General features: G+C 37.4%; 18 protein-coding genes. 6 read left to right on the plus strand and 12 right to left on the minus strand.

The features are described 5' to 3' along the window. The first annotated feature begins 18 nt into the window (after positions 1-18). Both OK18_RS20580 and OK18_RS20585 read left to right on the plus strand, forming a co-directional pair. Positions 19-816, plus strand: a complete 798-nt coding sequence (locus OK18_RS20580; RefSeq protein ID WP_082129244.1) for a helix-turn-helix domain-containing protein — start codon at positions 19-21, stop codon at positions 814-816. A 67-nt stretch (positions 817-883) separates the two neighbouring features. Further along, complete coding sequence (locus OK18_RS20585) at positions 884-1705, plus strand: class I SAM-dependent methyltransferase (protein WP_053329237.1); 822 nt, start codon at positions 884-886, stop codon at positions 1703-1705. A 130-nt stretch (positions 1706-1835) separates the two neighbouring features. Here the strand turns inward: OK18_RS20585 and OK18_RS20590 are convergent, their stop codons facing one another. After that, a complete protein-coding gene (locus OK18_RS20590; RefSeq protein WP_050020293.1) occupies positions 1836-3086 on the minus strand; it encodes a hypothetical protein in 1251 nt (416 codons plus the stop codon). A 274-nt stretch (positions 3087-3360) separates the two neighbouring features. Here OK18_RS20590 and OK18_RS20595 point away from each other — a divergent pair, with 274 nt between their 5' ends. Beyond that, entirely contained in the window at positions 3361-3849 is a 489-nt protein-coding gene (locus OK18_RS20595) for a GNAT family N-acetyltransferase (RefSeq protein ID WP_050020292.1), read from the plus strand. Positions 3850-4019: 170 nt separating this feature from the next. On the opposite strand, the gene OK18_RS20600 is transcribed toward OK18_RS20595, so the two are convergent. From OK18_RS20600 to OK18_RS21795, 5 genes are all read right to left on the minus strand, one after another. Then, complete coding sequence (locus OK18_RS20600; protein WP_053329239.1) at positions 4020-4634, minus strand: DUF4142 domain-containing protein; 615 nt, start codon at positions 4632-4634, stop codon at positions 4020-4022. A 345-nt stretch (positions 4635-4979) separates the two neighbouring features. Further along, positions 4980-6485: an amidohydrolase family protein gene (locus OK18_RS20605; RefSeq protein WP_053329448.1), complete on the minus strand. Its 1506-nt coding sequence runs from the start codon at positions 6483-6485 to the stop codon at positions 4980-4982. 199 nt (positions 6486-6684) lie between these two features. After that, on the minus strand, positions 6685-7203 hold the full coding sequence (locus OK18_RS20610; protein WP_050020290.1) for a hypothetical protein: 519 nt from the start codon (positions 7201-7203) through the stop codon (positions 6685-6687). Positions 7204-7250: 47 nt separating this feature from the next. Beyond that, complete coding sequence (locus OK18_RS20615; protein ID WP_053329240.1) at positions 7251-8564, minus strand: hypothetical protein; 1314 nt, start codon at positions 8562-8564, stop codon at positions 7251-7253. Between the two features lie 93 nt (positions 8565-8657). Continuing rightward, positions 8658-10274, minus strand: a complete 1617-nt coding sequence (locus OK18_RS21795) for a helix-turn-helix domain-containing protein (RefSeq protein ID WP_228377664.1) — start codon at positions 10272-10274, stop codon at positions 8658-8660. Between the two features lie 1056 nt (positions 10275-11330). On the opposite strand from OK18_RS21795, the gene OK18_RS20625 reads away from it, so the two are divergent. Both OK18_RS20625 and OK18_RS20630 read left to right on the plus strand, forming a co-directional pair. Beyond that, positions 11331-14285, plus strand: a complete 2955-nt coding sequence (locus OK18_RS20625) for a SusC/RagA family TonB-linked outer membrane protein (protein WP_053329241.1) — start codon at positions 11331-11333, stop codon at positions 14283-14285. 8 nt (positions 14286-14293) lie between these two features. Continuing rightward, positions 14294-15757: a RagB/SusD family nutrient uptake outer membrane protein gene (locus tag OK18_RS20630; RefSeq protein WP_053329242.1), complete on the plus strand. Its 1464-nt coding sequence runs from the start codon at positions 14294-14296 to the stop codon at positions 15755-15757. 562 nt (positions 15758-16319) lie between these two features. Here the strand turns inward: OK18_RS20630 and OK18_RS20635 are convergent. The 5 genes from OK18_RS20635 to OK18_RS20655 form a co-directional block, all read right to left on the minus strand. Then, on the minus strand, positions 16320-17654 hold the full coding sequence (locus OK18_RS20635; protein ID WP_053329243.1) for a retropepsin-like aspartic protease: 1335 nt from the start codon (positions 17652-17654) through the stop codon (positions 16320-16322). Between the two features lie 108 nt (positions 17655-17762). Continuing rightward, positions 17763-18275, minus strand: coding sequence for a DUF305 domain-containing protein (locus OK18_RS20640; RefSeq protein WP_053329244.1), 513 nt, complete (start codon positions 18273-18275; stop codon positions 17763-17765). A gap of 241 nt (positions 18276-18516) precedes the next feature. Further along, entirely contained in the window at positions 18517-18828 is a 312-nt protein-coding gene (locus OK18_RS20645) for a hypothetical protein (protein WP_053329245.1), read from the minus strand. Positions 18829-18854: 26 nt separating this feature from the next. Beyond that, a complete protein-coding gene (locus tag OK18_RS20650; protein ID WP_050020281.1) occupies positions 18855-19286 on the minus strand; it encodes a transposase in 432 nt (143 codons plus the stop codon). Positions 19287-20125: 839 nt separating this feature from the next. Next, a complete protein-coding gene (locus OK18_RS20655) occupies positions 20126-21439 on the minus strand; it encodes a hypothetical protein (RefSeq protein WP_156173345.1) in 1314 nt (437 codons plus the stop codon). Positions 21440-21999: 560 nt separating this feature from the next. Here OK18_RS20655 and OK18_RS20660 point away from each other — a divergent pair. Continuing rightward, positions 22000-23037 (plus strand): serine hydrolase domain-containing protein, encoded by a 1038-nt coding sequence (locus OK18_RS20660; protein ID WP_053329247.1) that lies wholly within the window; start codon positions 22000-22002, stop codon positions 23035-23037. A 128-nt stretch (positions 23038-23165) separates the two neighbouring features. On the opposite strand, the gene OK18_RS20665 is transcribed toward OK18_RS20660, so the two are convergent. After that, a complete protein-coding gene (locus OK18_RS20665) occupies positions 23166-24308 on the minus strand; it encodes an acyltransferase family protein (RefSeq protein WP_053329248.1) in 1143 nt (380 codons plus the stop codon). Positions 24309-24397 lie beyond the last annotated feature (89 nt).

A 24397-nucleotide genomic window follows, 5' to 3' on the forward strand; every position in this document is an offset into this window, starting at 1 on the left:
TTAACACCCATATTGATAATGATGCAATATTATCCTATACCGGATCCCCTGAAACCCTATGTGGAATCCATCTGGTCTTTTGAGAGCCCGGATCGGCTGGACTATTGTGAACAGGCAGCAGTCATTCCCACCGGACGCTGGATACTGATCTGGAATTACCAGGGACAGTATGAGCATATTATTCAAAACACTTCCTACCACCATCCACTCTATGATTTACATTTGGTGGGCCAGCACAATTCAAAAATTGAACTCAAAGGAACTGAGCCTGTTCACTCAATAGGCATCAGTTTCAAGCCATACGGATATTATGCTATAGAAGGAAAGGAACTCCCGTTACTTGTCAATAAAGTACAATCCGTATCTAAAAGGAATCTTGACGGAAAAGAGCTCCTGGCCTCCTTCACGGGAAACCTGCATGAGGCAGTAGCCGAAATTACCGGTCTGATCATTGAAAGGATACGATATACCCCGGATCAGCGCGTGGTAGAAATCATAAACCAAATCAATGCCTGTAATGGCAATGTCCTCATTAAAGAGCTATTCGGACACATTCCGGGATCACAACGTCATCTCAATAAGCTTTTCAAAGCACAGGTGGGCATTACTCCAAAGGAATATGTATCTATAATAAGGTTTCATGAAATTTACAACCGCTATATCAGAAATGAGGAACGGGAAAATAAAAGTGAACTTTATGACTTTTTTTATGATGAGTCTCATTTCATCATGAACTTCCGTAAGATTCTGCTTACAAAACCTCATCAGTTCATGAAAAAGGTCAACAAACTGGGAAACCAGTTTATCAGGAAATAAATGAGGTCTGTTTTTTCCTATTTTCCGGCATCCGGTTGCCGTTACTTTGCAGAAAAATTCAATGATTATGTTAGAAAAAGTAACAGACACCGCCAAAGCACTCATGGCATTTAAAGCAGAAACAGACACCATACCTTATGCAAAAAAGATAGCAGATTACTTCAATATTGATACTCCGGCAGCACTGAAGGAGGATTTCGGATTCCAGGCAAGTGTACTTCACTTTGAAATGCGCTCGCGTTCTTTGGACTATTTCCTCGAAAAAACCTCTGCCTCTACTGTATTGGAACTATCAGCGGGTTTTTCCTTAAGAGGATTGGAATATGCACACCGTAATATCAATACAACATATCTTGATACTGATTTGAATTCCATCATCACAGCAAAAACCGGCATGCTGGAAAATATGGGGGAAACCGTGCCCTCCAATCTGCAGTTTCTGGATCTGGATGCATTGGATGAAAAATCATTTCCGGCAGTTAGCAGTGAAGTACTGATCATTAATGAAGGCTTACTGATGTATTTTAACCGTGAATCCCAACGCCGTATTTTAAGAAATATCCATTCCCTATTGAACAAGAACGGAGGAACATGGGTAACCGCAGATATTTACCTGAAACACGAAACCCATACCCTGGGAAGCGATCGCGATAAAAAATGGAATACCTTTTTCAAAAAGAACAATGTTCATGAAAATTATTTTGAATCTTTTGGTCAGGCTGAGCAATTCTTTCATGATAACGGATTCAGGATTATTGAAAAGTATGAACCGGAATTTGAAAAGCTCAGCAGCTTACCTAAATTACTCGAGACAGGCACACCCAAGCAGCTGGAACTTCTGAAAAGCAGAGGCAGAATACAGGAAACCTGGCAGCTTGCAGTGAAATAGAAACCGGTAATAAAGTTAACTACTCTCCGAAGTCACTGATTTCGGAGAGTTTTTTTAAAAACAATTCTGACAAACCAAACCACCCCCTACATAAATTCCTTATAATCCCAAGAAGCTGCTTCTTCTGCAATTACTCATACTTTGAAAAATCAACGGCAAATATGCACCGGTTGACCTGGCTACCATTCTGGGCTCCGGCATTGGGTTCATATTCCGTCAGGCTCCACAGATAACCATATTGAGCTTCATAGTAGAGGGATTCTGCTCCATAAGGCCATCGGTAACGTACCGTATCATCGGCTCCATCGGTATACCTTGCCAGCCTTGCATTGGAACCATAGGAATTGCTTGGAGATCCGGTACAGGAAAGCCATGTCCTGTTGCCTTTCCGGAATACACCCTGGATGCCATGAGCATGATTATCCGCAAAAAGACTGTTTTTGGGCGCTATGGTAACAATTCCTGAATTTTGAATCGTTCCACTTGCGTTAATAGGAAAACCAAAGACTTTAGGAACAATGGAAGCATCAGCGCTGCCCGCATAGTATTGCCCGGTCCATAGCTGGGTCCCTTCATCATTAACCTGTATGGTAGAAAAAGGACTGGCATTGTTGATTTTCTGATACCCTGTCTGAGGCAATACATACCGGTAATTGAAGGCAAACAGATTACCGTTCGCATCTTTACCACATTTGTCATTGGTAGTGTCCCCTGTACTGACTTCAATAATTTTATTCAGATCAAATATCCGGACGCCCAGATTGGTACTGCTGAGATATATTTTCCCATTAAAATAAGCAATTCCACCAGCGTGTACTTTCAAGGGAGCGAAAGAGCTATATTGCGTATAGGTTGTAGTACCTGCCGGAATATCAGGCTGTACCAGCAGGATATGCCGGTACGTGAGATAGGTGCTTGAACTCGGGCTGATGTCAATCAGGGTAATGCGGGAACCTTTATATTCTGCATCATCTTTTGCATACCAGCTCACCAGCAGGTAGCGAACGCCATCTTTGGTAAATCCTGCAATTCCCTGTGGCCGCCAGATGGAGGTGGTTTCGTCATCGGTGTTCCAGCGGATTCCCCTCACTCTGTTTTCTTCCGGAATATTGAAACCGTAGACTTCGGTATAGGCATTTCCGCCAATGGCCTGACGGTTTTTATTGACCTGCGAAGGATTTAAAAAGCTAAAACCCGAATTGATATAAGCGCTGGTGTCTACATAAGGATTGACACTTACCTCTGATGCAGCGGCCTTGCTGGTAGTAGACTTTGCCGGTAATTCTTCTTCCATTGAGGCTGAAGTCAATTGATTATTCTGACATCCGATGCCTGTCATTGCAAGCATAAGTATCCATCCTGGTAGTTGTTTTTTAATCATGGTTTTTATACATTTAATAAGATATGGTACGGCTTACCAATATTGTGAATTGCTTGCGAAACTACCGGATTCCGGTTTTATTTGGGTAACTTCAGTGTTAAGTCTGTATTAAATTTCTGATTCCGGCACTATTTTACTTTCAGAATTAAGGAATAAGAGCAATGATCAAGTATCTTAATGTTTAAAATAAAATATTTTTAAATTTTAATTAGAAACATAGGGTAAAAAATTAAACATGTTCTATATTTGAAGTTAGACTAACCAATCTCATAACATGAAAGATATCCAACATGAAATACAACTCAGGCCAACAGTCGTTGCTGATTTAGAAGTTCTTTTTCAATTTCAGCTTGATGAGGAAGCCAATCATCTGGCTGCATTTACCTCAAAGGAGTCCCAGAATAAAGAATCCTATCTGGCTAAGTACACTAAATTCCTGAATGATCCAACCATCAACAACCAGACTATTATGGTTGATAATGCTATCGCCGGAAGTATCGCAAAGTTTGTCATGGAAGGTAATGCGGAAATCACTTATTGGATTGATAAAAATTTCTGGGGGAAAGGTATCGCCACAACAGCATTGAAAGACTTTCTCAAGATAGAGACTGCCAGGCCAATTTTTGGACGGGTAGCTTTTGACAACTTTGGTTCTCAGAAGGTCATGGAAAAATGTGGTTTTAACAGAATCGGTTCTGATACGGGTTTCGCCAATGCAAGGCAAATGGAAATTGAGGAGTTTATTTACAGGCTTGATAACTAATTCAGAAGTAAGTATGGTACTCCTGAATTCCAAAGGAGACAAGGCGATACGGTTTTAAACAGACGGTGAAATCCCTGTTTACAGATTATAAAAAAACTCTTCTTATGATAAGAAGAGCTTACTCTGTAAATGAATTGTATGCGTCTTAATACATACTCATTGATCATATCCTATTTCACCGCAGCCTTCGCTTTTTCCGACTCTTTCAAATGATGTTCCAGAGTTGGAAGTGTATTACTGGCAAAAGATTTAAGGGATGTTTCTGTACCGTCAGCACTTTGTTTTTTAAATTCTTCTATGTCTTTTTTGTGGTCATCAACCATAAGCTCGGTGTACTTGCGGTCGAACTCTGTTCCTTTTTTAGTTTTCAGCTCATCATATTTCTTTTGTTTATCTGCATCTAATCCACTTGGTAAGGTATAACCTGCCTTGGATGCCCATTGTTTAAGCTCATCATTGGCCTTGGTATGATCTTTTACCATCATCTGGCCTAATGCTTTTACGGCCGGATTAGAAGCATTGGTTTCTGCAAGCTGTCCCATCATGACTTCCATGATCCCTCCTTTTGCTGCAGCATCGGCAAACTTTTTATCTTGTTCACTAAGGGAAACCGTTGTAGCTGTATTAGTAGCTGCACTATCGGCTGGTTTGATCGAGTCCTTATCGGTAATTGCAGGACTTACTGTCTGAGTGTCTGTCGACTGGTAGCCAGCCGTACTTTCATTTTTTTTGCAGCCAACCATAAGCATTGTTGCTGCAAAAACTGTTAAAATGGAATTTCTCATAATACTATTTTTATGTGGTAAGTGTTCGTTATTGTAAATGCATTTAAAATAAAATTTATTTATCAATGCAGTACATTTTACCTATTGTAACACCATTTTAAAACATCAATTATTATGGTTTACAAAATCCAATGTAACGATTTTGAATACAAATTTCAGACCAGCTACACAATACATGCCTTCACGTTGATCTGAAAATAAGCTGCTTACGCGATACTGTGCCTGCTCTTTCACAAAATACTTTCCTTCAGAATAATGAAGGGAGATATTCAGAGTGCTTTAAAATGATCAGGTCTTCTTACTACAAATTTCTTTGTTGTACCTGATACTGCCTCTTATGATGCATTAGTTTACCGTTAAATTAATTTTTTGAACAAACTCATTCCACTCTTTATTCAGATAATCAACAGATTTCTTTTTTTCCCCATCATTGAGCGAAGAATAATTTATTGAATTGAAAACCAGTTTTTTCAGGGCCTTCACATCAAGCTCCCAATATACAAAAGCCATCCAGAAGTCGTAACTCAGGCCTTCATACCCATAAACACCCGGATCATCACTATTGATAGAACACTGTATGCCGTTGCTTAATAAAACCCTTGCCGGATGGTTCCTTAAATCACTGACATAGCCCAGGATCTGGTTGCTGATCGGACTTACTTCAACCAATTTTCCCTGCTTCCGGATACGCTCCATGGTTTTTGGAAAATAAATCAGGTTCAGGCCATGTCCGATTCTTTGGTTATCCAACAATGAAATATCCACCACATTTTTATTAAAGACAGAGTTGCTTTCACCGGCATGAAGGAAAAGAGGAAGCTCTATCCCATATTTTTTATTAAGCTCATTCAGCTTTGCCCAATTGTTCCGGAAAGAATTGATACTATGCCCGGCCGCTTCATCAGCAACAAGATCAAAACCTGAAATCATGTCCGGGAATTCTTTTTTAAGTTGAAAAGCCATTTCGAGTTGTTTATCAATCGCTGCCGGATCCAGGAATTTAAAGCTGGAGTAAATTAACTTCAGACTGAACCGGGGATTAGACCTACGGACTTCTTTAACAATCTCCTGCAAATCGGTGACGGAAGTCTTTACGGGATATTTTCCATGCTGAAAATCGTAAAGTTCATCAAAGATAAACCTGATTTCCACGTGCTGTACTTTATCTTTGGCTAAATCCTGAAATCCTTTTATATAATATTCTTTAAAAAACGGACGGTAAGGCAATAACAAGCTGATTCTTTTAAAGCGTTTTTCAAATTCAATCCAATAATTGTTATAATTGCAAAGATTATCCCGTTTCAGAATAACAAGCTCTTGTAATTCCTTCTCAAAGTGAGCATCTGAAGTTAATTTTTTATCGAGGTTTACAAACCCTTCCGGCACTTTCCCGCTTTCAAAAAAAGCCAGCTGCCCAAAAATAAACCGGTCATTGTCTTTCTGATCATAAACGTAGCATTCTTTGTATTTCCTTGCCGTTGCAATTACCCATTTTACATCGGTTACTCCCCCACTATGGGTATGCAGCAAACCTCCTTTGGGCATGTCCTGGATAATCTTAAACAGTGTACTACTTTCTATTAACGGTTTTATTTCATTAAAAGAAAGATTATATAAAGGGATTTTTTGTTTTTCTGTTTCGCCAAGGAATTGTTTTCTTAACCGGAACAGTTTTTTATCTAATGTAAGTTCAGACTCAGATAAACGGATGTCAGCATCAAATGCCAATGCTTCATTCTCCTTCTCTGAGACCACCCAGTTTTGCTGGTAAACGGAATTTTCAGTCTCTTTATTCTGCGCTCCCAAAAGAGGACCTAAAAGCAGAGCGTAAGTAAAATATTTTCTCATCATAATAGTAGGATTCACGTTGCACATGGTGATATGTATCACTTTGAATAAAGAAAGGTGCAACTCACAATAATCTTCAAAAATATAATTATTTTTTCTGGTAAAAAGAATTTCAATCCTAAAAACCAACAACAATGGCTAAAATAAAAGCTATCTCATAGGGAGACAGCTCTATTGCATTATCAATTTTTATCCCCAATAATCAGGGTTTCCAAAAAGTCCAAACCGTTCCGTTAAAAACAGCAAGCTGATGGGTGGCTGTATCATAAGCCATCATTCCGGCTGCAGGATTGATAATATTCAGATGCGGGGTATCCATTTTGGGGAGGATCATCGCTTTATCCTGGTCTGCCAGAACGAGAATACCGGCGGTGGTATCTGTATTTCCATTGCCTCCGATAACTATTTTAGCTCCCGCTAATTCTGTTTTAGAATTTTGTAAAACAGTATTAACGGTTCCTGTAGTATCTATGCTTAAATCTTTCCAGGTACCGGCCTGACGGTATTTTACTTTTTTATCTGAAACATCATAAATAAATGTACCATCTACAGCTCCTATCGCAGAAGCAGCAGAAGTAATCCAGGGAAGAATAAGCCCCCGGCTACCATTGGAGAACTCAAGAGACACCGAGGAATTGCTTATCGAATCTTTACCAATCGCAACTTGTGCAAAATATTGGTTAAGAAGGAATAATGACAGTATTGTAATTGTTTTTTTCATTTCAAATAATTTAAATCAGAGCTATTAAAATAAATAAGACCTTATTATTAATCCGGACAGGTTTGAATATTAATGCAATGCCACCCGAAACTCGTACCGTTATCTTTAGTAGTATAAATTTTCAGGCAATTGTTTGTAGCATCATAAACGGTCATTCCTTCAACAAAATTTAAAGGAGAAATTCCAACAGGATTACCAGACGTATCAAAAGGTACCCTGTTTAAAACAAATCCTTTAGTTTTGGCTTCCAAAGCCAGCCAGCCTCCTTTTCTTACCATCGGCCAGTTGTCTGTATTCCCACTTCCGGCCCTTCCCAAAACGGTTATTCCCAACTTTGTATCAAGGGCAGCTCCTCCTGTGATACCAGGCTTATAGCAACTGCTGCATGCATTGATATTTTGAGAGCTTCCTATCCCCTGTCCCTGGTCTCCTCCGCTATCAGCAGCTCCTCCGGCATTAACAAGAAGCGGAATCCCTTGTGAGTCGACACACGAAGCATTGGCACAGATATTCTTATCAGGCGCAATAGAACCGGGTCCTACTGTTGCGGTTCCTCCTGCATCCACCAATTGTGCCACCGTAACATTTTCATCTCCTTCCCATGCATCCACACAACCATCATTATCAGAATCAAGGTCCAGATGATTGGGAATACCGTCACCGTCATAGTCACAAGGCAACGGTAAAGTGGCTCCAAAAGTAAAATTGGCCCAGTTTTCTGCTACCGTATAATTAAAGGAAACACTGGTATGCACTCCGGGAATCCTGAGAATAACATAGCCTTCCCGCCCGGTTATCTGGGTAGGGGAATTTACAATTAAAGTATTTCCTGCAGAAGCCCATATAATCTCTATAGGTTTATCAAATATAATAGGTACAGACAGAACCCCGCTCCCAATCGATGAAAAAACCAATACTGGATCTGTCATCGGTGAGGCAAACGTTAATGTGTTGGTGGTAGCCTGTGTATTTTTAATCGTGGGGTTATTATTAGGCACACCATACGAAGCGGGAAAATTACCATAACCAAAAACATTTCCGGTTGAGCCCAGTGGCTGGCTTGATGTGTAGGTATAACCGACGCCGTTGATTGTTCCTGTAGCAATATTATTATCTATGGCAGAAAACGTAACAGGCCCTGTCCAATAAAACTGTCCGGGACATTCCAATGCATCAGGAATACCATCATTGTCATCATCCCTGTCATCATCATCTGCTATTCCATCTCCATCGGTATCTGTTAACCTGGCCGTTATTAAAGAAGAATTATTAGCAGCTAATTCCGGTTTAGTATTTACAGACTGGGAAAAAAGCAGGGAATACAATAACAATCCGAGGATTGTTAAATTTTTTTTATTCATGTTCAAATATATTTTTAGAGGGTTATTAAGCTTGTAATAAATTGTTTATTGAGGGAAACTCCTGCGTGTACGCAAGTAACGATGTGCCTTATATTATGTTCCGAGCCCTATATTTACTGTACTGCCATTCAGCTGATTAATGAAATAAGAAGGCGTCACCCCCTTTTCTTTTTTAAAAGCAATGACAAAAACCTGGGGTGAAGCATATCCGCATTCTTCTGCCAGATAGCTTATTTTATATTCTCTGTATTTGGGATTATTGTATAATTGATGAACAATATAATTGATTCTTAAACTATTGATATAGGTATTAAAATTCCGGGATTTATGTTCTCTGATGATCTCTGACAGGTATTTGGGATTGGTATTGAGAAAATGGGACAAATACGCAATATTGATACCTTTCTTAAGGAATTTGTCTGAGTTCTCAAATGCCGCCAGCTTCTTTAAAAGTTTTTTTTCCGTTTCAGAAGAAATATTGGAAATACCCTGATCCTTATTACCATCAACCTCATCGGGCTGATTCTTTTCACGGTTAAGGCCATTGATCAGCTCATCATATTTTTTACGGTATTCATATTCTTTTTTTCTGTTATACTTCCATGCTATGGCAATGATCAGCAATATAATCCCTAAAGCTGTCAAAGCAATAATAAGCCGGTTCTCGTTATATGCATCTCTAAAAGTTTTTATTTTTTTCCTGGATTGATTGATCACCGTGACTTTCTGTGCATTTTTAATACTGTCGTTCAAACCGGTATATAATTTCAGGTATTTAAGCTCCTGCGTTGAATTTCCCAGCGCATTATAGGCATCTTTAATCCCTTCATAAGCTGCCAGCCTTTCTTCCGGTTTCTTCTTTATCCTTTCCAGTTCCAAAACTTTTTTTGAGAATTCTATGCTTTTCTCATACTCCTTTTTTTTATAATAAAATGCGCTTACAGATTCATATACCTCAATATCACATAGCTTGAAATACTGCGGGTGTGTTACCGAATATGCCAGTGCTTTCCGGAAGTAAGATTCTGCAAGATCTACTCTGGGCTTTTCAGGATGAAAGGCATAAGCAATTCCCATATTCATCAGCTGAAATATCTCAAGATAATAATACCTGACCTTCTGATAATCTGTCAGACCAGCCAAAGGTGTTGCCTCAATGGCATCAAGGCTTTTTCTGGTATAATACAGCATGGAATCTTTAGCTCCTGTCCTCGAATATATCCCGGCAAGAAGCATATAGGAATTGGAGAAATAAATATTCCTGTTGGCCTTATTACCAATTTTTTCTCCATATTCTTTTTTTTCCAGAATAGTTTTAGCTTCAGGATATAATCCGAGCTCTATTGCTACACATGCCCTGTTAAGTTGAATAAGGCTTAGCGAATAGTTATCATTTTCAGCGTAAGCCAAAGATTCTGCTTCATCGCCGTACTTTTCCGAAAGGGTATAATTTCCTCTTCGCAACGCGTTCCGTTGTAAAAGAACCAGCCCTCTGATTTCTCCCGGCTTGAAATTGATTTTTTTTGATTGGTCAACTACCTTGCGGATATCATCCATATTGGTGATCCGGCCGACATCATTGTATTCAATTTTATCATATTGCCCCATAATCAGCTTTTCTTCATTCTTCAGATTCGAAGTCTGAGCAGGAAATTGATAGAAAGTAAATATTGACAATAATAAAGATATCAGGGAAAAACTTTTGATCATCAGAAGTCAATTCATTATGATGTTAAAATTAAAAAAAATTCCTTAAAAATTCTTAATTTAATGAAATAATTACTGAAATTATTCACTAAGCAATTAAACACATTACACTGATTAACAATTACTAGTAACAATTTTATAAAAATATCAGCGAGTTTATTTCTCGCCCAACTATGATGGCATAAATTCAATAATCTTTCCCTGTTTTTGTTGTTATAAGTACCCGCCACAAAATAAATTTGCCCAATAGATAATAATCAAAACAGAAAAATAATCCGGAAACACCGGTTTTATAAGTCAGGTTTTTTTATAAGTCATGGTAAAATAATACCATGGCTTTTTTTATCAGGAAACTGGAATTCCGGACTGCTGTATCCGAAGTTATTTTATACTTTAGAGCAGGCTGAAGTCCATTCTATTGAGGTTATAAAATAAACAAAAAGTCTACAAAAACAATAGACTTGTATTGTTAATTTTAATTCACAGTACAGAATTTAATTTTGTTAATAATTATCAGCACTTCAAACAAAACATCAAAATATTGATTATCAAACGAATAATAACAAAGAATAGTTTCAACAATAATTAACCTACTAATTTAGTAGACTAATATGATTTATCTCATATCCCTTTTTAAGCTGCGTTTATGAATTATTAAATAATTTTGAAACAGTTAAAAAAAATAAAACTTTATTCTCATGAATAAGAACGACTTTGATTCTTACCAGTTCACCATCATAGCTATTGCAGCTGTTCAGCCTGAAGGTTGCACAAAGAATAGCTTTTCACAACACCCTGTCATTTCTAAAAATATGTGTTCTGAATCTATGATGTGTATGTGTACTATGATAATGTCATAATTTCAAGAAATACACATTACTGTAGGAATTAAAGCCCATTATTCAAATCCTGATTTAATCCGGGCACATCTCCTGTAAATTTTAACATTCCCACGCATTATAAACCTCCTGAAAAAGGAGGCAGGGAATTCTTTATCCTTAACCGGAGAGGTCAACAGTAATACACCCTTTCAATTTAAACCTTAAAGATGATAATATAATGAGAAAAAAACAATGCAAACTTGGTGTATTGGCCCTGCTTTTATTCGCTGAATATGGCTTTGCACAAAGTAAAGACAGCCTTTCAAAGGAAAATGCCATCAAAGAAGTGGTGGTGGTAGCTTTTGGGAAACAGAAGAAAGAAGAGATCACCGGATCAGTACAATCATTAAAGGCAAAAGACCTGTCTAATCTTCAAAACGGAAACGTCCTTCAGGGAATCGGAGGTAAGGTAGCAGGAGTACAGGTAGTTTCCTCCGGACAACCCGGTTCACAGCCTACAATAAGAATGAGGGGAATTGGCTCCATTAACGCTTCCAGTGATCCGTTGATCGTTTTGGACGGGATTCCCTATAGTGGAAACCTGAACAGTATCGCAGGATCAGATATTGAAAGTATTTCTTTCCTTGAAGATGCTTCTTCCAACGCTCTATATGGTTCCAGAGGTGCCAACGGCGTCATTATTGTCAATACCAAACGAGGTAAAAATAAAAAACTGAGTGTGGATGTGGATGTGAAAACCGGGGTTAATTTCAGATCCATTGAGGATTATCCGGTGTATACCTCACCACAGGATTATTATACCGCTTTCTACAACAGGGCGAGAATTGGTGAAATTGCCAGGTTAAAGCAACCTGGAGCTGTTCCTTCCGGCCCTGCTCCCCATGATGTGGGACTTGCTGCATTAAGCAAACTAGGCTATAATGTTTATAATGTTCCTTTCAATCAATTGATCAGGCAGGACGGTTCTTTTAATCCTGATGCAAAATTATTATATCAGGATAACTGGAAGAAGCTTCTTTTCAAACCGGCCTTGAGAAGAGAAGCCAATGTGGGGATTAATGCCAGCGGTGATCAGGTAAAATCCTATACGTCCTTAAATTATCTGGATGATAAAGGTTACCTTATCTCTTCCGGGTTTGAAAGATTCGGAATCAGATCCAACCTGGATTATACCATTACTCCTAAATTAAAATTAACCTCCGCGCTGTCTTATACTTATAGCAAACAGGATTTTGGGGAGACAGGAGGATTTTCCAACCCATTTCAGTTTGCCAGAAATATCTCACCGTTTTACCCTGTCTTCTTAAGGGACGATAACTACCAAAGATTGTATGACAGTTACGGAAACGCCCTGTATGATTATGGAGACGGACAAGGTCCTAACGGAGCCACAAGATCCTATGCCGTTTTTGAGAACCCTGTTGGCAATCTGCAAAAAGATAAGTCCCGGACTACAAGTAATATTGCCAATGCCAATCTTGGTTTGAATTATGAGATCATCAAAGGATTGGATTTTACCTATAATTTTGGAGCGTATCTGGAAAATCTGAGAAACCTTCAGTTCGGAAATACGGAAGGAGGCACCTCATCATCAGTAGGCGGTACAATTACCAGAGGCTCACAGTTCAGATATACCCTGAACCACCAGCAATTGCTCACCTATCAGAAGAGATTCAACAAGCATAGCTTCAATATCCTGATCGGTCATGAATTAAATAAAATTAAAAACGAAGGAATATCAGGAACAAAGCAACAACTTTTATTACCGGATTCATGGTCTTTTGACAATGCCGTGAAAATAACAGACCTGTCCGGAAGTGGTTACGAATATGCAGTAGAAGGTTATTTCTCAAGACTGCTTTATAATTATGATGGTAAATATTTCTTTAATGCCAATGTCAGAAGAGACGGTTCATCTGTATTTTCTCCTGAGAGCAGATGGGGAAATTTTTACGGGTTAGGAGCAGCATGGAATGTGGCTAAGGAAGATTTCCTTAAAGACAATACCGTCATCAATGCTTTAAAATTAAAAGTTTCTTATGGCCAGCAGGGAAATGATAATATTCTGCTGAATAACTCCACAAGAGATTATTATGCGTATCAGGATATATATGGAATTAACAATTTCGGTGATGGCAAGCCTGTTTTATCCCTTAAAAAACAAGGGAATAAGGATTTAAAATGGGAAACGTCCAAAAACCTGAATGCCGGCTTTGAAATTTCTCTTTTAAACAACAGGGTGTCATTAAATGCTGATTATTTTGAACGAAAAGTATCAGACATGATTTACACCCTTCCCCTTCCACCGTCCAATTCCGGTTCTTATGTGAAATATGGAAATATAGGTGACATGACCAACCGCGGAGTACAGGCAAATGTCAATGTGGATATTCTCCGCAATGAAAATGTACAATGGAGCTTCTATGCCAATGCCACTCACTATAAAAATAAAATCACAAGATTACCTGCAGAACAGAGAAGTACAGGGCTCGTTACAGGATTGTTTATCCTGACGGAAGGCGGAGACCGGTATACCTATTACCTTAAAGAATTTGCAGGGATAAATCCGGAAAACGGAGATGCCCTATGGTACCGGACTACGATCAACCCTGCCACTCAGAAAGAGGAAAGAACGATTACCAACAACTATAAGGAAGCCACTGATTATAACACGGGAAAATCCGCTATTCCTAAAGTATATGGCGGATTCGGAACGGATATTACCTATAAAAGGCTGAACCTTTCCGTTAATTTTGCGTATCAGTTGGGCGGATATGGGTATGATGATATTTACAGAAGTTTATTCCATTCGGATACGTATGGGTCCAACTATTCTACTGACCTGGATAAAACCTGGACACCGGAAAATCCCAATGCAGCCTTACCGCGGGTAGATTTAACTTCTACCAATCAAAACGGGAATTCAACATTATATCTGATAAAATCAGATTACATCAGCCTTCAGGACGTCACTTTATCATACCAGTTATCTGATGAATTTGCAAAGCAGGCAGGATTATCAGGTTTAAAAGTATATCTGACAGGAAACAACCTTTATTTATGGTCAAAGAGGAAAGGATATGATCCGAGAGCATCATTAACCGGGGTTTCTGATTCTTACAAATATTCCCTGTTATCGAGTGTCTCGTTAGGCTTTAAATTAACTTTTTAAAAAAATTTATGAAAACAATAAAATACTTTATAGCAACCATAGCCATTGGCCTTCTTACTTCAAGCTGCGCCAATGATCTGAATACTTTGCCGGACGGGGATATTTCCGGAGAGCAATTGAATAACGATTCATCGAGCCCTGAAAAAATATTAGGAGGAATCTACCTTGATCTTCGCAGCAATGGCGCCGGAGGCACTACCTCTCACTCTGATTTTGGAATCATGGCTATAAAAGCCGGTGCAGACCTGATGTCCAATGACGTGATACAGTCTACCAACCAGCATTTGGGAATGTTTTATAATTATGAAGCAACCAATGCCAGTAATTTAGCTTCAGAGATTGTATGGACTACTTTTTATGCCAGGATATTTGTTATTAATAAATTACTTGACGATTTACAGAAAGATACGGGTTCAAAAAACAGGGCTATCAAAGGGCAATTGCTTGCGTTAAGGGCTTACTCCTATTTTTATCTGGTTCGTTTTTATGCTAATGATTACCAGGGGCATTCATCTGACCCGGGGCTTCCATTGGTTCTTACAAGCAGCAACCCTAGCCAGGGATTGCCCAGGTCCACTGTATCGGAAGTATACGGACAGATTACCAGGGATATTGAAGAATCCATCCAGCTTCTGGACAGCTTTGCACGGCCAACGAAAGCCCAGATCGATCAGAGAACAGCTAAAGCTATTGCTGCTGAGGTATATTTACAAACCGGAAACTATCAAAAAGCAGCTCAGTATGCTGCAGAAAGTAAAGAAGGCATCGCTTTGATGACTGAGAGTGAATATACCACTACCGGATTTTCCAATATCAATAACCCTGAAGTGATATGGGGCTTCCATAATACCATTTCCACCATGAGTATCGGGAATTATTATGCTTCTTTCTTCTCAATGTTTGACAATACCAATGAAGGGTATGCCGGTGCGGCACAAATCCGTAAGTTGATTGATAAACGTCTTTACGAAGCTATTCCAGCAACGGATTACCGTAAAAAGGTATTCAACGGAAGCCAGAGTGCCCAATACACATTCAACGGAAAAACTAAAAATTATCCGGCCTATGTAAGCTGGAAATTTAAGGATCCAAGCCTTTTTGAAGGAGATTATATCTACATCAGGGCTTCCTCACTGTATTATATAGAAGCTGAAGCATTGGCCAGACAAGGAAGGGAAACCGAAGCCAGACAGGTATTATTTGATATTTCGTCCAAAAGGGATAAAGCCTATACCCTGTCTGTAAAATCAGGAAACGAACTGATTAATGAAATTATCCTTCAAAAAAGAATAGAACTTTGGGGTGAAGGGTATGCATGGTTTGATATGAAGAGGTTAAATATTCCTTTAGAAAGAGTGTACACCGGAACCAATCATACTTTTGGCAGGTTTAACCTGACACCGGATAAATTTAAATTCCAGATTCCTAATAAAGAGATTAATAATAACCCACAAATCCAACAGAATGACTAGATAGAACGCTGAAAACCTTTACAATTATTTTAATATATTCTATGTAAGGCGCCATTTGCTTAAAATGGTGCCTTTTTTTAATGAAACCCAGAAACCAATAGAGTTGTTCAGGATCAGTCTCAAAAATTGGGGACATAAATTGGGTCTTGAATATAAAAAATTCTGTCCATTATTGATTAGCATCAAAATTATTGAGCTCGTTTTTCACGCAAAGTTTTTTAAAAAATAATGTTCTATTTCAAGTAGGCAAAGAAGGCAGCATAGCTGCTGACTAAGCGCATGCAAAGTCTTCGCTTCATCAGAATCGATTAAAGATCGCTTCATCAGAATCGATTAAAGATCGATTCATTTCTTAGCTTACTTAAAATAAAGAGTAATCAAAAAAAAATCTTTGCGTGAATTTTAATAATTAAATACATCTAAATGTTATATGCCCCCAACTTTTGCGCTTGATCCGTTGTTCAACTTTCCAGGGCCTGATAATTTAGATTTTATCTGCAAAGATTAATTCAGAATAAAAAAAGTTGATTCAGACTCCTTTCCACATATTGTGGTAAAGCTCCTAATCAAACTTGATAAACATCTGCTCAAAATTCAGGGTCATGGTATTGAACTGACGGATTACATCCTGACCAATATTTCCATACACTGTTTCTTTATTAATCCGGGTTTTTAATAAGCTGATATCTTTGAGAGGAACCTGTTTTCCCAAAATATGGAATGTATGATCTACTTTAAAACCTTCATGTTCAATTTTTCCTCCTGCTCCCCCCATACCGATTTTGGTAATCTTGTATTTTTTATCTATTTCCTTTTTATTTTCCTCATAAAAGGGAGCATATAAAATCGTGTGATCTGCTCCGGTGTCAAACGTAAAATGCATGCCATCTATAAAAACCAGAGGAGACAGACCATCAATAGCCATATTAGCCGGTGTATTTATCTTTGTTTCATTTTCAGGTACTGTAAAATAATCATCCCGGGTAATCTGTACTTCCTTCAATGCCTCAATCACAGGAAATCCCAGAATGCCATTAATCTGATAATTAATCTGCGGGAAACTAAGCGCATTATCTGCAAATACAAGGAATACGGCATTTTCTATGACTGCATTTCCCAATACCAGCTTTTTGCAAACGGCAAGATCTGCTTTTACTGAGATACCGGTAATAGCATCTACATCAATACCTGCAGGAATAATTTTCATGTTCAAGCGCCTGGCAGTGGAAACCGAAACAGTAGAAATATTAGCTCCCGTATCAAAAATAAAGTTCATAGCGTCCTCTCCTACCTTTATTTTCAGATTTTTTAATCCGGCTACATCTTTTTCCATCTTAATGCGGATTCCTCCATTAATGGAAATTCTCTGACGCGGTTCATTTTCAAGCGCAGTCCAGATTTTAAGGTTATTTTTCAGGTCCTTTACCTCTCCTTCCGAAAGCAGATTGCTATACCGGCTAAGGACAGTCTTTACCGCATTTTTTGCCCCGGAATAATCATATTGCTTCATGCAGTTGTCTTCCTTTATATGCCATATTTTAAGCATCAATGAATCCGGCAGTACCACTTTTGACTTTTCCAGTTGTAAAATTTTATCATTGGATAATTCAGGTTTGTTAAAAGCATTATCAAGTATTGCTTCAGTAAAATACTGATATTCCGTAGTAAGGCCTTGCCGGGATCCGGCAAAAAGATCACGGGCTTTGAAAAAATTCTTTTGCTTTATCTGGTGGTATATATTGCCAAATGCTGCATTACGGGCCTGTCCGGAGCCGGTAACCGTTACCAGCATCATCATAAATAGCACAATGGCGTTTAGCGTTTTCTTCATCAAAAATGATCCTGCATTCAGATGTTTTATGTTACCTTTAATAATTTCAGTACGGGAGTTCTTCATAGGTATATTATTAGTGGCCCGGATTTTAAACCGTTTTAGCCGCTAATTTATTAAATCTGACAGGATAAGGAAATAAAACCGGGGTTTAAAATGATATTATTACTGTAATTATCTGCCTGTTTTTTTAAATTCATCAAGTTTCCGCTTCATCAGCTCTATTTCTTTAGCCTGCGATTCAAGGATATTCTTTTGCAGTTCTATCAATTCCGGGTCCGTAAGCTTTGTTTTCTCAGACATTAACAGGGCGGCAGCGTGATGAGGTATCATTCCTTTCACAAATTCTTTGTCCCCCACAAACATCTGTTCTCTGATTCCAAACCAGGAAAAGATTCCAATCACTACAGAAATGAGTATGATGATCCTGTTCATTTTCTTATTCACATACATGGGTTTCATCACCAGCAATTCGATAAGCAGCATTGCAGAGACCATCAGGAGGGTCATATAAAGATTGTTGATATTCAGGATCAGATTTTGCCAACCGTCTATCATAGCATACATAATAAAATACATAGCGACAAACATAGCTGCAGCCATCACAACAAAACGCATATACATTGAAGAAGATTTTGTATTTTCTGATGAATGGGACATCTCGTGTTTATTATGTATTTTTTCCATGTCAAGAAATTGTATTTATTCTGTTCAATTGCACATGAATACGCTACGGATCCTGTAGGATCATTATAAAAATACAAACAATTGTTTAATGTATTATATGATTACAATCATAAACGTTACTCTGAACTTGTCACTAAAACGTCTACAGTAATGTCAGATAGTATTCAAAAAAAATCTCAGAATATGCATTCTGAGATCAATTAACAAGTATTAATTATTGGGAGGGAACTGAAATCTGAAATCAGGGATACATCCGTTTCCACCTGGTAATGGTATTTCTGCTCATCTTAAATAAGAGTGAGAGTTCTTTATTACTGCAGGGATTTTTTTTCTGATAATTTAAAATTTCAATAATAGAATTTTTATCATAGGATTTACGCTTCTGGTTGCTTTTGTTATTTCCGAAAATGATCTCATTCAGCGTAATAATATCCAGGGCTTCCAGTTTTCTTTTCTTGAGAACCTGTTCACAAATCTCTTTTTTTTCAGGATATTTCCAATCCAGCATATCCATATAAAGTTGTTTATAATTGGGTCTTAATGTATCTTTCATCTTCCTAATTATTTTTTCAGTATTATTTACAGATCAGATGTTACCTGATGTTTTGCGATCCACTTGTAAAGTGTTGTCCTGGGAATTCTGTAATCATCTATAATCTCCTGTTTTGTCTTTTTCCCTGTCCGGACCAGTTCCAATACAAATTCGATAAGTTCATCAGAATAAATATTTTTTCTGAACTGCATAAGCTGGGATTTTTCTTTCTTTCTAACCGGATTGGCATATTGTGGTGTATAAAGAATCAAATGCTGGGAATATATCCTGAAAAAATCATATCTCAACAGTTTAGACCATTTGAGAAGTTCTCCGGTAGAAATCTCTTTTTTTCCAAACGTTTCTAAAACGGTATGCTCAGGAATTCTGAAAACTTCGGCAATATGCCTTATAGTAACTTCCATTTCCTCTGTTTTACTTTTAATAAGCTCACCTATATGAATCTCTTTGTATAACATATTTTTCTCAGTTTTAAAAATGCCGGAGTATTTAAATGCTATACTCTGGCTTATAGATTATTGTAAAAACTCAATCTCATCACCCTGTAAGAGGGAATGTACACAGGCTCAGATTGAGAATAACAACTCGTTGTAATGTGTTTTTAGAATCTGATTAAGCCTGGTACCTTTTGTAAAGGACTTCCAATGTGTCACCGCCAGACAGTTGCATTGCAGAGGTTATTCCAGAATGAGTTTTACTTCTGATATCTGTTGATTGGGGATTGGCAGCAGGGGGTCTACAGGAAAACAATGCCGGGAGCAATATTGCTAAATTTTTTCTCATAATTTAATATTAATAGTTGGTGTAGTCAATTAAAACAGTTTAGATTAAAAGATCAGAAGCAAAGCAACATTATTATTTTCATTAAAACACTTCTTAATCTTTAGTATAAATTTCAAAAAAATGAAATCAAGCGACCAAAAAAGAACATTCTACAAATACCCTTCAATACATACAATACACTGATTAACAATTAATTATTTTCTTAAAGAAATCTTAAAATGAACATAATCATTCGATTTAAACTCTTTTATACTTGAAAAATTTATTGAAAACTGGTTTTTGTAGTATAAGGAAATTCGCGAATATACATCCCTGTAATTAAAAAAAATCTACATGAGGAATCATTATGATTACAGATTAAAAGATAATAATATCATTTTCTACTTTTAGTATAAGCTCTATCAGTAAAAAGGAAGTACTCGCAGTATATTACAAAGAAAACCGCCTGTAAAAGACAGCTCCAGGTTACAAACATTAAAAATATATTCTATTATTATCAGCAATACAGGAATCTTCAGGAATCCAATCCCTGGAAGAAAACATAAAGATCCTGTCCACTGGGAACATTAAGCTTTTTTCTCAGCCTGTATTTTTTTTGCTGGGCAGATTTGTGCAGGATAGACATATAGGTGGCAATTTCCTTTGAACTGAAGTTAAGCTTGATCATTGCACACAAGTGCAGATCTGCTCCTGATAAATCTTCATTAATATTCAACAGCTTCTCTATAAAATCAGGATATACCTCCTGAAAGCGGGTAAGAAAAGCAGAATCATTTCTTTTAGCAAGCTGAACAAGAGCATTGAAGCTTTCATTTACCTTACTGGCAAGCAGTTCCGTTTCATTGGTTAAAAGCTCAGTCTGATTCTTTAAAATGGTGGTCTGTTCTCTCAGCCGGCTCTTTTTGTTCATCATTTTTCTATATTTCAGGGTAAACACAATGATAAGAATCAATATTAATACTGCCGAACCCACAAATAATTTTAGTTTGAACACTTCAACATCATTTTCTTTCTCTGCCAACACCTTATCAATCAGAAGATTTACTGTTTCATTCTGATCATCAGATAACTTTGCTTTTGCATCCAGGTACTTATTTTCAAACTCAATTTCCTTTTCCTTATTTCCCGTTCCTTTATAAGCCTCAGCTATCGACTGGTAAATGAAAGGAATATTATATGCCTTTTTGGTTTGTAAAAATACATGAAGAGCCTTTTGATAAAAGTCCTGCGCTTCCTCATAATGTCCCTGGCTTTTATAATAGTCACCTGCTACCCTGTATACCATTCCCTGTTGGGAATCCGGTGAGATGGTATCTTTTTTTATAAGCTCCAATGATCTGTCGACATAGACTTTTGACGAATCCGCAAGCCCGGTATAAAGTAAGTGATGTTTGGCAATCAGACAATTAACCAGCGGTGTATTGATAACACTTTTTGCCCGGTGAAAATAGATCAGCGCCGAATCATTTCTTCCGGCATCATATAAAAAATCTCCCCGGTTTGAAAATACCCTGTTCAGGAAATAGTTTCTTTTATCCCTGAGAGCACATTTTTTAGTGTAATAAAGAGCTTTAGAATTGTATTTCAGGGCATTTTTATATAAACCGGTAACTTTACTCAGCTGTCCATACTCCTGAAAAAGCTTTGCCTTAAGTGCTTCATTTTGTGAATTCTGGAGAGCCGTTTCTGCCTTTTTCAGAAACACAAGACCCTTTTTATAATTTCCGATACTCACAGATATATTAGACATATTGATATAGCACAGGGCTTCACCGTCATGATATTCATATTTCCGGGCTTTTTGCAGGTATTCTTCATTTAGAAGCATGCATTTGCTATAATTACCGGCAAGACGTAATACCTCATTTTCATGAAGTAGCGGATAATCAAAATTGGTTACCGACAGATTATTTCCCGTACAGCTGTTTAAAACAAATAAACAGGATATACTTATAATAAAATATACACTCTTCAGGAAATTAATACCCATAAATTAATTACTAATAAAAATTTAACCATAATAAATAAACCAATACTATATTTTACATAAAAAAACTTTGACTAAAATAATAAAACAGATACGTACTACAGAAAAAACACATCCTACAAATATCCCTCAACAAAAAGAATACAGAACAAAACCAATAATAATCAATCATTTAATAATCAAAATTTCATACAGGATTAATAAATAAACTAAACTTAAATCCGAAGATGTAGTATATGATTTTTTTTATACCTCTCTTGTGAACGAACTGATTAATACATACTTCAATCGGAAAAATCTTAGCCTGGGGGAAATAGTAAACTTTCTGGCAATTGTAACATTTACCAGACATTTGATAACTTATTATACTCCCAAAACAAGTATTATTAATAGAAAAGCCTATGAACAAAACAAAACTATATTTTACCCTTGCCATTTCATTACTGCTTTCTTTTATTGCAAAAGCCCAGGAAACTGCCTCTTATACAAAAAAAATTGATAGTATTATAACGGCTTCCGTCCCTATACAGTTCAATGGGGTTGTCCTGATTTCCCAACATGGTAAAATTCAGTATCTAAAATCCAATGGCTACAAAGATTTTGAAAAAAAGATTCCTTTAAAAACTGATGATCAGTTTGAGATTATGTCCAATTCAAAGCAGGTCACTGCTGTCCTGATTCTGCAGGCCGCTGAAAAAGGGCTGCTTGACCTGCAAACTCCCATCAAAAAATACCTTCCTTCACTTACAATGCCTTGGGCTGACTCGGTGACGATCCACCACCTTCTGAACCATACCCATGGTATTGTGGATACTCATAAACCTTCTGCCTTCAAAGCGGGTTCGCAGTTTAAATATGGTAACCTTTCCTATATCCTTTTAGGGCAAATATTAAAAAATACTACGGGGAAAAGTTTTACGGAACTAGCCAACGCTCTCTTCAAAAAGATCAACATGGAAAAAACGTTCGTATTCAACAGTTCGGATAATCAATCTCTTGTACCCGGTTTTATGAACAATCAAAATCAATTCACAAAAGTGGAAGAAACATTTTTAAGTGAGGACATAGCTCCTGCGGCAGGTATTATCTCTACTGTACAGGACCTGTCAAAATGGAACCAGGCATTGTTTAAAGGTAAACTTCTTTCATCCAGGTTTCAGAAGCAGATGCTCACAGCATCCACCACCTCGCAGCATAATGTTTTTGGGAAGGAAAGTATGGGATTTGGCTATAATGTAAGGATTATCAGGGAAGCAGGTCTTGATTATTACGGGGTTACAGGTCTGGGAGACGGCTTTACCTGTCTAAATGTATACTTTCCTTCCACAGATACCAGTCTGATCATTCTTGAAAATCAAATGCCCGAAAGCCGTGAGTACTGGAGCTTTAAGGAAGCATCCATCAAAAATATCGTTTTGAAAAGTATTGTTTCAAAATAACGTTCTAAAACATATTTCATAGCATTTCAGCTATAAGAAATGAAAACACAGATACCCGGGGTCATCTGTGTTTTATTTTGAAATTCAACATTACCTGCTCTTTTCCTCTCCGGAAGACCTGTATTATTTTAATTGATTTTCTTTGGAAATACTTTATTTTCATCTCTTAAGATCCTGTATTTAATTTTTTCCATTGGCTTTTCAATAACCCATCTATAGAAAACCGCACCAACAACGCAAGCCAGCAGGGATAATAAAAGACTGCCATTACCTGAGGTCTGAATATTAAAATACTCCAGGAGGTCCTGTACCATATGAATAATTCCCTTGTGGGATAGATAGATCGCATAAGACAAACCTGCCAGCTGCAAAGTAACAGAGGATTTCCATCGGTAAAGAAATGAAGATTCTGAAACTGCAGCCAGGACAATAATACCGTAACTTACAGCAACTAATATAAATCCAAATGTTGATGCTTCCTTTGAAGCTTGTTCCCGGCACATCCAAAATGAAATCCCCAATAAGGTCAGTCCAGCCAGAAAAAGTATATTTCCGTTACGATGAATACTCTTTTTAATTCCTGATGAGTATTGCATTGTATATCCTGTTAAAACCCCTACCCCAAGGCCATCCAGCCGTGAATGAGTCGGATAATAAATTTTCATATACCATAATTTCCAAAAATCCAGAGAATTCCGATCAGGAATCTTCATTAATTCATTCCATGTTATTATTCTGATTATCAGCGAGAAGAGAATAATACCCAGGGTAAAAACCACCATATATTGAAACATTTTTACTTTTCTTAACATCCAAAGCAGCATAGGAAGAAACAAATAAAACTGCTCTTCGATACACAATGACCATGCATGTGAAAAGGTTCCTTTATGAATAACGTCTAATCCATAATTTTGAGTAAACGTGATAAATTTCCATAAGGGTGGTAAAGATTCCCGTTCCCGAAAGAAAGGAAATGTAAAATACAGGAAAAGAGTGAAAAGGAAAGGAGGGATAATCCTGAAAAAACGTTTTATATAAAAGGTTTTCAAATGAAGGTTTCCTTTGTCTTCCATTTCTTTAAATAATTGACTGGAAATTAAAAAGCCACTTAACACAAAAAACAGATCAACTCCCGTCCACCCAAACTGCCCTATGTGATCAATCCAATCCGGATGCTTAAATGCACGATAATGGTACATTAAAACCAATATAATTGCCAGGGACCTGAGATGATCTAATCCATACAATCTTTCAGAACATTGTATTGCCATATTATTTTTTACTGCAAATATTCTTTAAAAGCAAGATTACTTTTGAATACATAATGCGGAAAACCAGTTATCCCCTGTCAATGACGAAC

This window comes from Chryseobacterium gallinarum, assembly GCF_001021975.1.
In the GTDB taxonomy this organism is placed as follows: Bacteria; Bacteroidota; Bacteroidia; order Flavobacteriales; family Weeksellaceae; genus Chryseobacterium; species Chryseobacterium gallinarum.

Coding starts and splice junctions, on each gene's coding strand:
- OK18_RS20580 (WP_082129244.1), top strand. CDS start 19: ATGATGCAATATTATCCTATACCGGATCCCCTGAAACCCTATGTGGAA.
- OK18_RS20585 (WP_053329237.1), top strand. CDS start 884: ATGTTAGAAAAAGTAACAGACACCGCCAAAGCACTCATGGCATTTAAA.
- OK18_RS20590 (WP_050020293.1), bottom strand. CDS start 3,086: ATGATTAAAAAACAACTACCAGGATGGATACTTATGCTTGCAATGACA.
- OK18_RS20595 (WP_050020292.1), top strand. CDS start 3,361: ATGAAAGATATCCAACATGAAATACAACTCAGGCCAACAGTCGTTGCT.
- OK18_RS20600 (WP_053329239.1), bottom strand. CDS start 4,634: ATGAGAAATTCCATTTTAACAGTTTTTGCAGCAACAATGCTTATGGTT.
- OK18_RS20605 (WP_053329448.1), bottom strand. CDS start 6,485: ATGATGAGAAAATATTTTACTTACGCTCTGCTTTTAGGTCCTCTTTTG.
- OK18_RS20610 (WP_050020290.1), bottom strand. CDS start 7,203: ATGAAAAAAACAATTACAATACTGTCATTATTCCTTCTTAACCAATAT.
- OK18_RS20615 (WP_053329240.1), bottom strand. CDS start 8,564: ATGAATAAAAAAAATTTAACAATCCTCGGATTGTTATTGTATTCCCTG.
- OK18_RS21795 (WP_228377664.1), bottom strand. CDS start 10,274: ATGATCAAAAGTTTTTCCCTGATATCTTTATTATTGTCAATATTTACT.
- OK18_RS20625 (WP_053329241.1), top strand. CDS start 11,331: ATGAGAAAAAAACAATGCAAACTTGGTGTATTGGCCCTGCTTTTATTC.
- OK18_RS20630 (WP_053329242.1), top strand. CDS start 14,294: ATGAAAACAATAAAATACTTTATAGCAACCATAGCCATTGGCCTTCTT.
- OK18_RS20635 (WP_053329243.1), bottom strand. CDS start 17,654: ATGAAGAACTCCCGTACTGAAATTATTAAAGGTAACATAAAACATCTG.
- OK18_RS20640 (WP_053329244.1), bottom strand. CDS start 18,275: ATGGAAAAAATACATAATAAACACGAGATGTCCCATTCATCAGAAAAT.
- OK18_RS20645 (WP_053329245.1), bottom strand. CDS start 18,828: ATGAAAGATACATTAAGACCCAATTATAAACAACTTTATATGGATATG.
- OK18_RS20650 (WP_050020281.1), bottom strand. CDS start 19,286: ATGTTATACAAAGAGATTCATATAGGTGAGCTTATTAAAAGTAAAACA.
- OK18_RS20655 (WP_156173345.1), bottom strand. CDS start 21,439: ATGCTTCTAAATGAAGAATACCTGCAAAAAGCCCGGAAATATGAATAT.
- OK18_RS20660 (WP_053329247.1), top strand. CDS start 22,000: ATGAACAAAACAAAACTATATTTTACCCTTGCCATTTCATTACTGCTT.
- OK18_RS20665 (WP_053329248.1), bottom strand. CDS start 24,308: ATGGCAATACAATGTTCTGAAAGATTGTATGGATTAGATCATCTCAGG.